The organism is Paenibacillus massiliensis subsp. panacisoli DSM 21345 (assembly GCF_000426545.1).
Taxonomy (GTDB): domain Bacteria; phylum Bacillota; class Bacilli; order Paenibacillales; family Paenibacillaceae; genus Paenibacillus; species Paenibacillus panacisoli.
In genome coordinates this window covers 281,089-295,690 of sequence record NZ_KE384535.1, presented here as the reverse complement: position 1 = coordinate 295,690, position 14,602 = coordinate 281,089, and the positions used below count along the sequence as shown (strand labels likewise).

12 protein-coding genes are annotated in these 14,602 nt (G+C 47.5%); 3 read left to right on the top strand and 9 right to left on the bottom strand.

The genetic code is table 11. From position 1 onward, the window contains the following. Nucleotides 1-54: 54 nt before the first annotated feature. Nucleotides 55-1,566 (bottom strand): MFS transporter, encoded by a 1,512-nt coding sequence (locus tag K331_RS0126750; protein WP_028592680.1) that lies wholly within the window; start codon nucleotides 1,564-1,566, stop codon nucleotides 55-57. A gap of 172 nt (nucleotides 1,567-1,738) precedes the next feature. Between K331_RS0126750 and K331_RS0126745 the strand changes: the two genes are divergently transcribed. Beyond that, entirely contained in the window at nucleotides 1,739-2,557 is an 819-nt protein-coding gene (locus K331_RS0126745) for a MerR family transcriptional regulator (protein WP_028592679.1), read from the top strand. Nucleotides 2,558-2,682: 125 nt separating this feature from the next. Here the strand turns inward: K331_RS0126745 and K331_RS0126740 are convergent, their stop codons facing one another. From K331_RS0126740 to K331_RS0126730, 3 genes are all read right to left on the bottom strand, one after another. Beyond that, the gene (locus K331_RS0126740) at nucleotides 2,683-4,326 is read right to left on the bottom strand and encodes a DUF4179 domain-containing protein (protein ID WP_028592678.1); all 1,644 of its coding nucleotides are present in this window, start codon (nucleotides 4,324-4,326) and stop codon (nucleotides 2,683-2,685) included. Continuing rightward, nucleotides 4,313-4,846: an RNA polymerase sigma factor gene (locus tag K331_RS0126735; RefSeq protein WP_028592677.1), complete on the bottom strand. Its 534-nt coding sequence runs from the start codon at nucleotides 4,844-4,846 to the stop codon at nucleotides 4,313-4,315. Before K331_RS0126735 ends, K331_RS0126740 begins: the two co-directional genes overlap by 14 nt. A gap of 251 nt (nucleotides 4,847-5,097) precedes the next feature. Then, the gene (locus tag K331_RS0126730) at nucleotides 5,098-6,486 is read right to left on the bottom strand and encodes a family 4 glycosyl hydrolase (RefSeq protein ID WP_028592676.1); all 1,389 of its coding nucleotides are present in this window, start codon (nucleotides 6,484-6,486) and stop codon (nucleotides 5,098-5,100) included. 173 nt (nucleotides 6,487-6,659) lie between these two features. Between K331_RS0126730 and K331_RS0126725 the strand changes: the two genes are divergently transcribed. Then, the gene (locus K331_RS0126725) at nucleotides 6,660-7,514 is read left to right on the top strand and encodes an AraC family transcriptional regulator (protein WP_028592675.1); all 855 of its coding nucleotides are present in this window, start codon (nucleotides 6,660-6,662) and stop codon (nucleotides 7,512-7,514) included. 48 nt (nucleotides 7,515-7,562) lie between these two features. Here K331_RS0126725 and K331_RS0126720 read toward each other — a convergent pair whose 3' ends face one another. The 3 genes from K331_RS0126720 to K331_RS0126710 all read right to left on the bottom strand — a co-directional run bounded on the left by K331_RS0126720 (nucleotide 7,563) and on the right by K331_RS0126710 (nucleotide 9,449). After that, nucleotides 7,563-8,495 carry a 5'-nucleotidase gene (locus tag K331_RS0126720; RefSeq protein WP_028592674.1) on the bottom strand — a complete coding sequence of 311 codons (933 nt, stop codon included), beginning with the start codon at nucleotides 8,493-8,495 and terminating at the stop codon, nucleotides 7,563-7,565. Between the two features lie 19 nt (nucleotides 8,496-8,514). Next, nucleotides 8,515-8,958: a GNAT family N-acetyltransferase gene (locus K331_RS0126715; RefSeq protein ID WP_028592673.1), complete on the bottom strand. Its 444-nt coding sequence runs from the start codon at nucleotides 8,956-8,958 to the stop codon at nucleotides 8,515-8,517. 104 nt (nucleotides 8,959-9,062) lie between these two features. Then, entirely contained in the window at nucleotides 9,063-9,449 is a 387-nt protein-coding gene (locus tag K331_RS0126710) for a MerR family transcriptional regulator (RefSeq protein WP_028592672.1), read from the bottom strand. 260 nt (nucleotides 9,450-9,709) lie between these two features. On the opposite strand from K331_RS0126710, the gene K331_RS0126705 reads away from it, so the two are divergent. Beyond that, nucleotides 9,710-10,750, top strand: coding sequence for an NAD(P)-dependent alcohol dehydrogenase (locus K331_RS0126705; RefSeq protein ID WP_028592671.1), 1,041 nt, complete (start codon nucleotides 9,710-9,712; stop codon nucleotides 10,748-10,750). A 131-nt stretch (nucleotides 10,751-10,881) separates the two neighbouring features. Here the strand turns inward: K331_RS0126705 and ectB are convergent, their stop codons facing one another. Beyond that, nucleotides 10,882-12,150 (bottom strand): diaminobutyrate--2-oxoglutarate transaminase, encoded by a 1,269-nt coding sequence (ectB, locus tag K331_RS0126700; RefSeq protein WP_028592670.1) that lies wholly within the window; start codon nucleotides 12,148-12,150, stop codon nucleotides 10,882-10,884. 400 nt (nucleotides 12,151-12,550) lie between these two features. Beyond that, nucleotides 12,551-14,458 carry a serine hydrolase domain-containing protein gene (locus K331_RS0126690; protein ID WP_028592669.1) on the bottom strand — a complete coding sequence of 636 codons (1,908 nt, stop codon included), beginning with the start codon at nucleotides 14,456-14,458 and terminating at the stop codon, nucleotides 12,551-12,553. Nucleotides 14,459-14,602: the final 144 nt, after the last annotated feature.

Below are 14,602 nucleotides of genomic sequence, written 5' to 3'. Positions count from 1 at the left end.
CTCGATACCAGGCTATCTGCCCATGTTCATTTGAAATATAATGAACTATTAAAATTAGTAAAGCTGCTGTGAACTAGAGGAGCTACTGCGCTTCGAGCGAGCCCTTGCTATATCTACTACCAGAGAAGCTGCTAGCAGAAACACTGTGATTCCTGCAAAGACGACCATGAATGATTCATTAAAAGCCGTATGAGCAGCCGCTGTTAATGCCTCTGATGCTGCTGCAGGCAATGATTCAGACACCAGCTTGGCTTCATCCAGACTGTCCTTCACAATGCCTGGCAGATTCAGTCCCGCAGGGATCTGAAGAGATAACGTGTAGATCAGACCCGACAAGCTTCCAATGATCGCAATGCCAGAGGCTCCTCCCAGCTCAAAAGCTACCTCCTCTATTGAAGCTGCCATGCCTGCCTTATGGGCGGGCGCATATGTCATTATCGAATGAGATGCAGCCGTCATTGCCGCACCGAGCCCTGCCCCAAGCAATGTCAGACCAAGCAACTGTCCGAGCATGCCTCCTTGCAATTGTAGCAGATAGATAGCTGTACCCGCACCTGCAACCAGCAGTGTTATACTCTTGATTCTTAGCACATCATACCGATGCAGTATAGCGCCCGTTATAGGCCCGGAAGCCAGCGCAGCAATGGGAATGCACAGCGTGTATACTCCTGCTTGGAGCGGAGTCATTCCTTCCACCAGCTGAAGTCTTTGTGTGATTAAATACTGAATGCCCAGCTGTGAGAAGGCGGCCACCACTGCTGTAACGAATCCGACAGAGAAGCGAAGCGTTCTGAAGAGCGACAGATCAATTAAAGGATGTAGACTTCTGAGTTGACGACGGATAAAGATAATCATGGCCACAATTCCAACCAAGAAGCTAACTCCTGCCAGCACCATGGAGCCATCGCGGCGGGTGATCTCTTTAATGGCATACACCAAGGTCACCAAGGCGATCATGATCTGCACAGAGCTGACCAAATCCCATCTCTTGCCCGGATTTCCTGGATGGACCGGGATATAGAGCAACGTAAGTAGCAGGGCCAGCACCACAATCGGTATATTAACCAGAAAGACAGAGCCCCACCAAAAATGCTCCAGCAACAGTCCACCTACAATCGGCCCAAGTCCCGCACCACCAGCGGATACAGAGCCCCATACTCCGAGTGCAAGGCCCAGCTCGCGTGGCTCCGAGAAGGTAATTCGAATAATCGACAAAGTCGCTGGCATCATCATGGATGCTCCGACGGCAAGCAAGACTCTCGCAGCCACCAGTACAAGCGGGCTTGGGGCAAAGGCGGCGACGATCGAGGCCAGACCAAAGACAATCAGACCTCCAGTAAAAATAAATCTATAGCCTAGACGATCTCCCAGTGTGCCCATAGCAGGCAGCAAGCCAGCCATGACTAATGAATAGCCGTTCAGAATCCATAGCTTCTCCGATGCAGAGGCACCAAGATCATGGGTAAGACTCGGTAATGCCGTATAGAGAATGGTCATATCCATCACGATCAGCAAAAGTGCGCTGGAGACAATCCCTAGAACCACCCAGCGTTTGAAAGTAGACATGTGTTAAGCTCCTCCTTGCAGGACTAAGAATAAAAGTGTGTATAGAAAAAACCTAAACTATCGGGTAACCCTATAGTCAAGTAGTATTTCATCATTTACAATAACCATAGCCAGATGAATATGTACCTTTGCTTATGATGAACATTTCCCTTTACTCATGGAGGATTGACTCGTGTCTGACATTCAAAAGCAATACTTCACCACCAGTGAATTGGCCAAAGCCACAGGAGTTACCAAGCACACATTATTCCACTATGACGAGATTGGACTACTCAAGCCAGAGTTCGTCAATGAGAAAGGCTACCGTTACTACTCCTTTTATCATTGCTACGCACTGGATATTATCCATGTCCTTAAGAAGGCTGGAAGCTCACTGCAGGAGATCAAGGAATTCATGCAAAATCAGAATGCGGGGCTGTTCGTAAATCTGATCCAGCAGAAGCAGCAGGAATTGGAGCTGGAGCAGTTAAGATTGAAGCGGATGCAGACCTTTCTGAGCGGTGCGCTTGACATGATAGAGGTGGCTCACAATGACCCCCGCTCGTCTCCCCTGCTGGAGACCTGCGAGGCGGAGTACTTCATCAGCACAAAGCTCAGTGGGCTAATGGATGATAAGGAATTCGTAATCAAGCTGACCGAGCACCGGGATTATTGTGAAAAGCACTTCATCTTGCACGAATTCCCGCTCAACACGATTATTGACAAAGTGAACTTCGAGGCAGGCCAATACTATCCCGATTACGTTGCCAATAAGCTCAGCCTACCGATGGCTGGAGATAAAGTGCTCGTCAAGCCTGAAGGTAGGTATGCCGTCATGGATCATAGAGGCTCCTATGAGACCATGCCGCACACCTATGCTATTCTAAAGGATTTTATACAGAGCAAGGGTCTAAGCATTAGTGGAAATGTCTACGAGACGGAATTACTGAACTATCTTGCAGAGAAAAATCCTGACCAGTTCATCATACGGATCTCGGTAGGGGTGTCGTGAACTCGACATATATACCTGATCCTTGTGCCGACTGATCTGATCACAATTGGTAAAGCCCCAAAAAGGGCAGCACCCTCCTGTTCGAGAGTCGCTGCCCTTTATTTTCAAAACTACCTGTTGCCCAGCTATTCTGTAAGCTGTATACGCAGCTGCTCCCCCTTCTTCAAAGTCGTATAGTTCCATACGTAGAGTTTGAGGTCCGTACCAGTAAAATGATCAAACACATCCACGTGCTTGGAGTCCAAGCCACTGCTGAATTGCGGCATGGAGTACTGCTTCTCTCCACCTTCGAGATAGTACGTCTGGTTCACCTCTCCAAAGTCTGCACTCGTGCTGTCTGACTCGACGTACAGATTCCCATCCTTCGTGTAATAAGTCCAGCGAATTGGAAAGCCTTCATAATCCGTGCGAATGGTCTGCGGCTGTGAGGATATGTTGGTCAAGTGAACAGAAGTGCTACCACCGGCGTGCTCATCCATCCGATCCTTGGCAATGAGGACGACAGGCTGAGCATTGATTGTGCTCGGGTCCAGAACGACCGATTTCACTGGCTCGAATCGTACTTCTGTCTGGTGTGGGTCATGCTCGCCCTCAAGCTGAACCCTGCCATTCATCAGTTGTCCTGCGGCCTCTAACTGGAAATTCTCATAAGGAATCCGCAGGTTCTCTTCAGCATGCTTTAGCGTCACCCGGATCTGGGTAGGCGTCACGATCAGCTCGCTTATGCTGGTGTCACCAGTTACTGTGGACAGCGGAATATCCAGTTGCTGCTTGTAGGTGCTTTTCTCCATTTGCTCGCGTGACAGAGAGAGGTTCAGCTTCCACTCGCCTTCTGTACGTGCTTTTACATGAGTGTAGGCCAAAGTAAATCGTTCGCCCTTATCCAGCAATTCCTGCTCGTCGAATAACTGCCGACTTGAATAGGCCCCTGTCGCTCCTGCTGTACCATACTCGGGAGCTTGCGCTTCTTGTAGCATGTCATTGTCTCGATCATAGGCGCGAATTCTTGCCCAGGTATCCTCCTGTACCTCTTGATCAGTAAAGCTTACTGCTGAATGGATGCGGATATAATCGGAGGACGCCGGAAAGGACTGGATCGTGACCGATTGAATACCGTCCTGCTGAATTTCGAATTTCTGTGTCTCCTTATCCTTCGGATTCCATGGGATTTCCTGCTCCCGGTCCTCAAGATACCGAACGTTCGTGATGGCAAATTGCAGCTCCATCTGGTCCGACTGCATGACCCAATTCGATTCGAAATAGCCTTGATAGACACCTAGCTCAGCATTCCACTGTTGGACATAGCGACCTTCCAGCGGTGAGCCCTGGCTATCCTTGAGCACAATCTGATCATACCGGATCTCCTGACCCTCTGTTGCTACTCCTGGTCTAATTGTATATAGAAGCACTGTACGATTCTCATCAATAAAGGCCGTATGGACCGTCAATGTAACCCCATCAGCGGTTACGCTCTGTTCGATGGGCTGTCCATAGCCAGCCTGCAGAGCCATCTGAATGCCAGGCTTACCTGACAGTAGCTGACTCCAGTCGTATTGTATCGCAGCATAGACCGGCGTGGCCATCAGAGCAACAGTTAGTCCTGCCGCTATAGCTGTCTTTTTTTGTCTATACCATCGAGGTGCGGGGACGACCTCTTCTTCCATTCTCAGCTCATCCCTCTGAATGCTCGTCCACAATCGGTCAAAATCAGGGTATTGCACACCTTCATCATTCATATGCTCTTGAACCTTGTTTTCAATGGAGTCCAAATCCGTTCTCTCCCCTCACATCAAATGTTTTCTGATGCTCCAGCTTCCGCCTTAGCATCTTCAATGCTTTGTGTATTCTCGAACGCACGGTTCCTTCCGGAATGTTCAGGATCTGCGCAATCTCAGGTACGGACAGATCACCGATATATCGCAAGGTCAACACGCTGATCTGTTTATCCGGCAGCTTATGCATCATCTCCTCCATTTCAGCAAAGGATGCCCTGGCTATGGCAATGCTATCTACCGATCTCTTGAAGAGCGCTTCCTGGTCATGAAGAACCTGCAACTGCTCCTGCTTACGTGCCTTCGTCTTATTTCTCCTGATCACATTCAGACACTGATTCATCGCAATTCGCATAATCCAGGCCCGCAGATGCTTCACGCTCGACCAATCCTGCCGAAATACGGTTACGAATACATCATGGCATGCATCCTCTGCATCCTGACTGTTCTTAAGCATGTAGAGGCAGGTACGGTAGACTTCTTTATTGTAGGTATTAAATAGTTCATGCTCGGTCACCCCCGGCACTCCTTTCTTGTTGGACTATATTATAGACAAGTCAACACAGGAAATGATTCACTTTTTTTTGAGCAGAACAAAAATGCCCGCCATATTAGCATGGCGAGCATTATTCGAGCAAGCTGACAGGGGACGGTTTAACAGACCTCACTCTTGTGTTGCGTTGTTACCTGGTGCAGGATGTTGTTCAATACATTTTGTTTATTAATGCATTTTGTTTCTTATTGTATTTTGTTTTCTTGTGCAGCTTGTTACTTATACCAGATGGACGGGATGATATCCTTCTCACGCTCAAGCAGTTCTGCAATGATCATATCCGCATCATGAATGGAATTCACTAATGGATCTGTTAACATAGCCTTTCTCAATTGGGTATAGCTCTGTTCGACCACGGCTGCTGCGGTTAACTCATGCGTATCCAGCACCAGCTCCTGCATCCCTCTTATCCCCCGAGGCATCTCCCCGACAGGAATCGGTCGGACTCCCTCCATACTAACCTCGCATAGCAGCTCCAGAAACGCATCGTCATTCATGTTGCTCACAGCTCCCTGATTCAGGGTATTAATAAAGAATTTCTTGCCCAGATTGCCCACCATGCTCTCAATGATATCTGTGGCATGATCTGGCCCCAAGGTGCTCATATATTCTCCTATGGGAATAGTTCCATCTATGAAGTCATCCACTTGCTGCCACATCTCCTCATGACGCTTGTAGCGGTCCTCCGTCTCCCAGATTGACAACGGTGGAATGACATCCTTCGTCTTGCCCAGTCCCTGCCAATAGCGAACGTATTCCTTCGTATGAGCTGTGCAGGTCGGGATATAACCGAATATATCATATAGCTCGTACGTAATGGCATCGTTATGAAGAGCCTTGGCGCCCGTATCTCCACCATCATTCTCGGTACCAGCGGATTCTCGCAAAGCCTCGGCAATCCGTGGCATGACATCCCTTCCGTCATACTTTGCCTGAAGCAGCCAAGTAAAATGATTCACTCCGGCGACGTGGAAATCAAAACGCTCATCCACTTCACTCGTGTATTCCTTTGCTTCCTGAATAATACCTGCGCGTAGTGCGTAATGGATCTTCTTATGCGGCATGTGATGGCTGTCGCACAAGGCAAATGTTTTCAAGGCTGGTGCATAACGACTCAGCGCAATGCCATGGACCGTGGAAGGATTGATGTAATTAATAACCCAGGCCTCAGGGCATAGCTCCTCGATGTCTTTGGCACACTGCATAATGACAGGCAGCTCACGCATCGCCCGAAAAATACCACCTGGACCGATCGTATCCCCGGAGCACATACGAATGCCATACTTTAGCGAGACCTCGCAATCTATACCACGATATTTGACCGAATCCTTGGCGAAGCTTAGCACGACAAAATCAGCCCCAGGCAAGACCTCCCGCCAGTCTGTAGCTCCTTCGATCCGAAGCTCCACCTGATTATCACGAGCCACCATCTCCGCCAGGCGCACCATCTTGGACAGCTTCTCCGGGTCGGAATCCACCAAGGCGAGTGTTCCTTTATTCAGATAAGATGAGTGCACCATCTGCCAGATGGATTGACGACCGAAGAACAGACTCCCTGCACCAATGACCACTACCTTGGGCCGCTCTATATTTGCATTTATCATGATTAGCCTCCCTGAAATAATAGGTTCTACGTTCATTATAGTTAGGTTGGCAGAAAACAGAATATGCGTCGGTACGAAGTACATGTCAAATAGTAAGGCCATGGAAGCGTTCTTAGCTTAAGTGTTATAATAGCCATATATATAGCATGTCAGAGGGTGAAGGGGAAGTATTCATGAATGATAAGATCGCGGGCATGGGAATGCTTAATGAGCTCTCCGAGCTGATCACTATTCGTATGAGCTCCTTTTGGGAATCGGAGCATGGCGAGAGCTGGATCGAGCACAAGATGCATCATGATTACGATCTGTGGTTCCTGCAGGAAGGAAAGGCAAAAATCACAGTACATGGTAAGGAACATACGGTCATGCCTGGCGATGTGGTATTTTTCTATCCTGGGGTGCCTTACACTGCCGCAGCCTGTGAGGGAGCATGTCGCTTTATGTATGTGCATTTCGATTTTCGTATCGGCCATAACGAGCGGATCTTGAGTGAGCTTCAGCTCCCTGGGATCATTTCTGCCTCCTTGATTCATGATGAGACCTTCCTGCTTGTCCAGGCTTATCAGCGACTGAAGCAGCAGGGAAGCAGATCAGGGAACCGCTTATACGTCAAGGCCTGCCTCACAGCCGTGATTGCCAAAATTGTCGAGCTGCATGCATTGGGCCAATACCACGGAAAATTTCTCGATAGTGACACGAAAATAAGAACATCGGAGCGAAGTCTGGATGTGCTGCAGCCAGTTCTGGCCTTTATAGATGAGAACCTGCACCAGAGCTTCAAAATGAGTGAGCTGGCAGCGCTTGTCGGTATTTCTGAGAAGTATTTCATCTCGTATTTCAAAAAGGCGCTCGGGATCACGCCGGGGCAGTACATTTATCAGATTAAGATGAATCGCGCCCGCGACTATCTATATGAGAAGAAATATAGTATTCAGGAGATTGCCGCCTTTCTTGGCTATCCTGATCCTTTTACCTTTTCAAAAGCCTTCAAAAAATACTACAACGTGCCTCCTTCCAGGTTCGATTAGTGAGTTCTAGATGATCAGGGCATCCCACTCCTTCAACAGTTGTATTTCTCATTGCTTATCAAGCTTATTATTTATTGCTCCAAATGGAACATGAACGGAAGGAAATGTTCTGGCTACACCCTCAATATGACCTACTTGATCATCAAAGAATATGTGTGGCTTGAAGACATTCAGCACTCTGATCTTCTCTACTCCTCCAAGAAAGAAGGCTTCATCAATTCTGATATCTAGCTTTCTAAGTGTGTTGATCATTCTCTCATGTGCAGGTGCATTTCTGGCTGTAGCAATGGCTATTCTTATTCTAGGCTTATAATCAGGGTCATTTTGATTTTTCAATATTTCTTTTTGTTGTAATTTAGAGATTTCTGTGAAGAATCTGGATAGTGGCCCGGCTGGTAAAGGAAGGCTAGCCATCTCTTTCTCATGTGAATGAAACTGGTCGAGTGCTCCTTGTTGGAAAATAGACTCGGCTGAATCATCCGCTATAATTCCGTCAAAATCAAAAGCGATTCTTATCTCATTATCTTGCTCATCATCAATATAATCCGAAGGATACATACATCCTGCTGGATATCCGTGTTCGACAGCCTCCTTGACGTCATCTGGATTGCCAGATAGAAAAAGGGCTGCATTAAACGCTGCCATATATTTAAATGGATTACTCCCCGCAACAAACACAGCTCTACTTATGGTTAGGCCATAATGTTCAATGGACTTAAATACTCTGAGACCCGTATCCGGGTCATTTCGTGACAGCAGGATCACTTCCACTAATTGATCTTCAGGTGTGTTGATACTTAACAATCTCTTGATAAGTGGGTAAGCAACACCATGTGCTAAGATTTCATTTTCATGTTCTCTCTGATAGTCTCGATAAGCCGCTTCCCCTTCTTCCTGGAATACACGATCAGACTCCGTTAAGTCGAACAAGGCACTTGAAGCTACCGCAATCACAAATTTATTAGTAATATCGAATGGCATTCGTCTGATTCCTTTCTCTTTACACACCGACTGTCTTTGACATAAAAATATCTATGGAATCCTCACGATCCACTTTAAACCCGAAACGTTCATATAGGCGTTTGGCAGAGCTTCCTTGAAGAACATTTAAAGTCACCAGGCTGCCTGCGACATGATCTTGTGTAAGAAAATGATTCATTATTTGGCCACCAATGCCTTTACCTTGATATTCGGGGAGTATGTAAAAATGCTCTAATAAATACCCTTCGCCTAACGGCTTGAAGGCAATACACCCAATAAAGGTAGACTCTGCTTGTATGATCCACGTATGTTCAGGGGTAAACGAATCCCGGAAGCGCTCGCGAACCTTCTCCTCATGAAATCTACCTAGCCTAGTTAAATCATCATACAGCACTATTGCCCTCAGATTCGCAAGGGTCTCCACATCTGAAGATTTGGACTGATGAAGAGTAATCTGATCCATCTGACATCACCACTTTCCTGGTTTCCATCTATGCTTTCCTGGCTTCCATTCAGAGATCGCCAGAGTGTCCCTCATCACGATTCCACACTGGCAACTACTCGCAGCTAATTTGGGTCTACCCTCAGATTTGCCTCACTTACCCGTAATTTCCCGTCATAATCTTTGATTTTATAATCCAGACGCTGAATCGTCTCGTCGATCTCTCTGCGCCGGATAATCAGCTTCTCTCTTTCCTCGATCAGAATGCTTTTGCGTTCCTCTAGACTCTCTTCTCCCTTGGAGAATAAGGAGGTGTACTCCATTAGCGCCTCGATGGTCAGACCCGCGCTTCGCATGCATTTGATGAATTCAATCCATTTGAGATCTTCTTCCGAATACTTACGGTCCCCCTTCTCATCCCGCATAACAGGGGGAATCAGACCAAGCTGTTCATAATACCGGAGTGTTGCTGAAGTCAGATTGAACTGCTTGGCTACCTTGGCAATATTCATTCGTTCACCTCGTGCTTCTTCATTCATATTTGAATTTAACACGTAAAGCTCAATTGAAGTCAATAGTTCACAATCCATCTACCAAGACTACCAAACATATCATTTTCAAATCATTTTCAAATATTTTTCAAAATTCCTCTTGCTATAAAGTTAACTTGAAGGTCTATACTTCAAATTGTGCAGGGCAACCCCAGATCAATAGCTCGGGTCTGCCTTGCTAGAATGCTTACTTATAACATCTATTTAGAGGAGCGAATAACATGTGTGAATCTCGTGTATTAAGTGTGTCTCACGCCAAAGCGAACTTTGAGACAACTACAATCCAGCGTCGTGACCTACGTCCAGATGACGTCCTGATCGACATTAAATATAGCGGTATTTGCCACTCTGACATCCATACTGCTCACGGTGACTGGGGCGCAGCCATTTTCCCATTAGTACCTGGTCATGAGATCGCTGGGGTTGTTCAGGCCGTCGGCTCGGCTGTCACCAAATTTGCCGTCGGCGACCGTGTTGGGGTCGGTTGTTATGTCGATTCCTGTGGAGAGTGTGAATACTGTCAACAGGATCTGGAGCAATTCTGCACAAAAGGTGTAGTCTCTACTTACAATTCCTTGGACTATGATGGTCAACCAACCCATGGTGGCTACAGCCAGAAGATCGTTGTAACGGAGCGCTTCGTTGTGCGTATTCCTGACGCTCTGGACTTGGATGTAGCCAGTCCACTGCTGTGTGCCGGGATTACTACCTACTCTCCTTTAAGACACTGGAACGCAGGGCCCGGGAAGAAAGTAGCCATTCTGGGGATGGGCGGACTGGGTCATATGGCCATTCAATATGCTCATGCGCTGGGAGCTGAGGTTACCGTTCTGAGCCGCTCTATGGACAAGAAGGCCGAAGCCTTGAGCTTTGGTGCAGACCATTATTATGCAACCAGTGATTCCGAGACCTTTACTACGCTGGCTGGGCGTTTTGATCTAATTCTGAATACCGTATCTGCCAATCTGGATGTGGATGCCTATTTATCCCTGCTCCGCATTGACGGAGCCCTGGTGAACGTAGGGGCACCAAGTCAACCGGATCAGTACCATGTATTCTCCTTAATCATGGGCAGACGCAGCATCGCCGGTTCCCTTGTAGGTGGTATCCGCGAGACGCAGGAAATGCTGGATTTCTCCGCCGAGCATAACATTAAGCCTCAGATCGAAGTGATTTCTGCCGATCAAGTGGACGAGGCCTATGAGCGTGTATTACGCAGTGACGTTCGCTATCGATTCGTCATTGATGTAGCTACACTGTAGTCATCGTAAAACAAAGCCGTTCCAGCGCAGAACTTGCTTTTAATGGCCTGAGACTCTCCAGCTATTAAAAGCAAATCAACTTGGAACGGCTTTCTCATTTACTTATTTAACCATGACCTGCCCAATACATGCTACATAACCGAAGTAACCAGCGAGCTGTATACCTGCTCCATACTTTCCTCGAGAATATCGCAGCCCTTGCGAAGGTTCTCCATGCTTACCGTCAGCGCAGGCATAATCTTAATCACGGTATCATTGCGTCCTGCCCGCTCAATAATAAGACCTCTACGGAAGCAGAGCTCCGTAACCTCCTTGGCGAAGGCCTCGCCCAGATGGGATACATCTATCCCCCAGATCAAGCCCATGCCACGGATTCTGATGAAGGGATCTATCGACTGGATGCTGTCCCGCAAAAATTGCTGAACGAACACCTCCTTCTCCTTCACCTGCGCTTCTAGCCCGATGGCATCTCTGAATTCCAGTGCCGCTTTAGCCGCCACAAAGGCCAGCTGATTGCCACGGAAGGTGCCATTATGCTCACCCGGGCTCCACACATCCAGCTCCGGCTTAAGCAGCAGCAATGACATAGGTAGTCCATAACCGCTGATCGACTTGGACAAGACCACGATATCCGGTACAATCCCTGCCCGTTCAAATGAGAAAAAGGAGCCTGTCCGTCCGCACCCAACCTGAATATCATCGATAATGAGCAAAATATCATGCGCTGTGCACAAATGACGTAAATCCGCTAACCAATCGGCATCTGCCATGTTAATTCCACCCTCGGCCTGGATCGTCTCCAGAATGATCGCAGCTGGCTTTTCTACCCCCGAATGGGAGTCGGTGAGCAAGTGCTCCATATAAGAAATGGTATCCAGCCCGCTAAAGGTATTGTAGTACGGAATAAACGTTACATTATCCAGCGTAATACCTGCGCTCTCGCGTATCGATCGACTGCTGGTTACGGAGAGACTTCCCAAGGACATGCCGTGGAACGCACCCATGAAGGCGAATATTCCATTTCTCTTCGTCACCTTACGAGCTAGCTTCAGTGCAGCCTCGACAGCATTCGTGCCTGTTGGTCCGCAGAATTGCAGCTTATAATTCAGTTGCTTAGGCACTAGAATACGCTCCGAAAAGGATTCTATGAACTCCTGCTTCGCTGTCGTATACATATCCAGGCCGTGCATGATTCGATCTGCCGTTACATAATCCAGAATGCGCTGCTTCATGAAATCATTATTATGACCATAGTTCAAGGCCCCTGCTCCAGCAAAAAAATCAATATACCCTTCCCCTGAATCGGTGTAAAGCATATCGTTCTTGGCTTTGTTAAATACAACCGGAAAGCTTCTGCAATACGATCTTACATTGGACTCCAGTACCTCAAATGTGTTCATCATTACTCATCCTCCCATTGACCTGATTGGAAATCGTTCCACACTCGGAAAGCAATAAGTGTACATATGTAATCCAATTTGCAAAGAAGATCCAAAGCCTCCGGGATCAAGCAGACCCTATCCAACTGTACATTCACAAATGCGTTATTGATTCGTTGGAATGAGGGTCTGATGATCACTGTAACACCACCTAACAACAATTATATTTTTATAAATCCCAGAAACCTCTTATCACATAAAAATGTAATTAAATATATCTTATTCAATAAAATACCACATTTTCCCTTGAAGTCAATTTTTTTTCATGGTGAAATCTGTTAATTTTTGATTTTATTTTCTCTGTACATGCTGTACATTGTAAAAACGCCTCTACGTAACGCTTCTAATCGTCCAAAGAGCATCAAGTGTAATGGATCGGCAAGAAGTTCCAGTAATAGAGATATATCGTATGCAGCAGCGTGATGACCGCAAACATGATTTTCCCCGTCGATCGGCCCCTGCCTTCTCCCCTAATCAGCTTGTTGGCATTTACGATGATGACCCACATTGCAATCAGAGCAGATATCAGCGGCAATGTACAGATTCCCCATATATACCAAGCCGGATAGCCATATACGATCTGGCTGTTGCCATAAATGAACTGCACCCCGAGGAACACCGTGTTCAACAGTGCGATTACTGCAAGACTGGTAGAGATCCGTGCCTGGGTCCGCCGTATAGCTCTATTCACATACCGTACTACCCACACCAATAGAGCCAAAATAAAAAATAAGGAGGCTGCTGCGTAATTGATGAGCAACATACGAGATTGATGCCATATCGCTGTCTGCTTGAACGTCTTGCTGTCCGGAGCAATAAGCGTCCATACACCGTCCTGCTGATATAGCAGTAATCTGTTGCTCCCCTCCTTCTCGACCAGCAAGCCATCCCCAGCCGTCTGGAACACCCTGTCTGTCGTCTGGTTCTCGTTCGGGAACTCTCCATTGACGATCAATGTATGTTCATCCTGCAGGCTTACGGTGTACTTCATGCTTCCAAGCATGCGAATCCACTTTCCCCAGCCATGAACCGGATTCAAGGTAGCCTGATAGACACCTGCGACCTCCTCTGGCAGTTTATCCTCTTCATTCACTGCTGTCTGAAGTGACTTAGACGTATCTGCCTGCTCCTCTGCTGGAAGTCTTTCAGCGATCGCATTCACTACCGCTCCATGCAAAGCCAGTCCTGAGTTCGCTGCATTGACTGTGACAAATATGCCTAGCTCATGCGACGGGATCAGTACCATTTCCGATATAAAACCATCAATCTCACCGGTAGCCCACAGCATCGGTATTCCATTCTCAAGCTCACCGCGGAAAAATCCGTACCCTACTCCATCCAGTCGCTCATCTACTGCGAATTGCTGCGCATGCATCGCTGCAACCGTCTCGCTCTCCAGCACTCTTTGCCCTCCGTACAAGCCTTCATTCAGGTGCGTGATCAAATAATGAGAGAACTCTTTTGGCGTCACGCTGAGTGCTCCAGCCCCCGGGAGATGGATGTATGAGAAAGGTTGTTTCTCATAGCTGCCATCCTGCCAGTAATAGGATTGGGCAAGCTTCGGATTATCCACAGGCACGTCTAGCGTAGCACTCGGCATATCCATGGGCGCGAAAAGTTTGGCTTTGAAATAATCGTTCAACTGCTGCCCACTTACCTGCTCCACCACATTCCCGATCAATCCATAGGCTACGTTACTGTAATCATACTGGCTGCCAGGCTCACGAATGGGCGGTTGCTTCTGAAAATAATCACGCAGGTACTCTTCTGCTGTCAGTGCTCCTGTCGGGGTATGGCTATTAATCCCATACACAGCCTCATCCAGCCCCGAGGTGTGGGTAAGCAGGTGATGCATATGAAAGGGATGATTATCATATTGCGATGCTTGATAGCTGCGAAGATAGCGATTAATATCCTCGTGCAGATCAAGCTGCCCCCTCTCGACTAGCTGCATTGCTGCACTTGCACTGAAAGATTTGGTCAAGGAGCCTACAGGGACAATAGTCTGGGCCGAATCAAAGGCCGTAGAGCGTTCCAAATCTGCATACCCATAGCCTTTACTGAAGAAAATATCTTCCCCCTTGGTCACAACAACTGCTGCGCCTGGAATGTGCAACTGCTCCAATCCTGTACTCATTAGATCATCCATCGCTTGTTCCAATGAATCTGGCGTCAAGGCTGCTGCGCCCCATACTGGGGTATAGGACTGGTTCCAGAGCATCAACGCTGTAAATAACATTGCCAGGCAACGCATGCTTTTGTTCATCATGTGAAGTACCATCCTTACCTAATGATGTGTTAACTCATTGCCTTGACGGTGCTTTGCCACATGCTTTGGTAGCTATAGCGCCTGGCATCTGCTTGCCACCGCAGCAGAGGCATCATGCCATCCTCTGCTGCTAGGACAAGTAAT

Bases quoted from the DNA above. Each gene is read 5' to 3' on its own strand.
- K331_RS0126730 (WP_028592676.1), bottom strand. From the start codon at position 6,486: ATGATAAATGCAAATATAGAGCGGCCCAAGGTAGTGGTCATTGGTGCA.
- K331_RS0126720 (WP_028592674.1), bottom strand. From the start codon at position 8,495: ATGCCATTCGATATTACTAATAAATTTGTGATTGCGGTAGCTTCAAGT.
- ectB (WP_028592670.1), bottom strand. From the start codon at position 12,150: ATGAACACATTTGAGGTACTGGAGTCCAATGTAAGATCGTATTGCAGA.
- K331_RS0126715 (WP_028592673.1), bottom strand. From the start codon at position 8,958: ATGGATCAGATTACTCTTCATCAGTCCAAATCTTCAGATGTGGAGACC.
- K331_RS0126690 (WP_028592669.1), bottom strand. From the start codon at position 14,458: ATGATGAACAAAAGCATGCGTTGCCTGGCAATGTTATTTACAGCGTTG.
- K331_RS0126710 (WP_028592672.1), bottom strand. From the start codon at position 9,449: ATGAATATTGCCAAGGTAGCCAAGCAGTTCAATCTGACTTCAGCAACA.
- K331_RS0126750 (WP_028592680.1), bottom strand. From the start codon at position 1,566: ATGTCTACTTTCAAACGCTGGGTGGTTCTAGGGATTGTCTCCAGCGCA.
- K331_RS0126725 (WP_028592675.1), top strand. From the start codon at position 6,660: ATGAATGATAAGATCGCGGGCATGGGAATGCTTAATGAGCTCTCCGAG.
- K331_RS0126705 (WP_028592671.1), top strand. From the start codon at position 9,710: ATGTGTGAATCTCGTGTATTAAGTGTGTCTCACGCCAAAGCGAACTTT.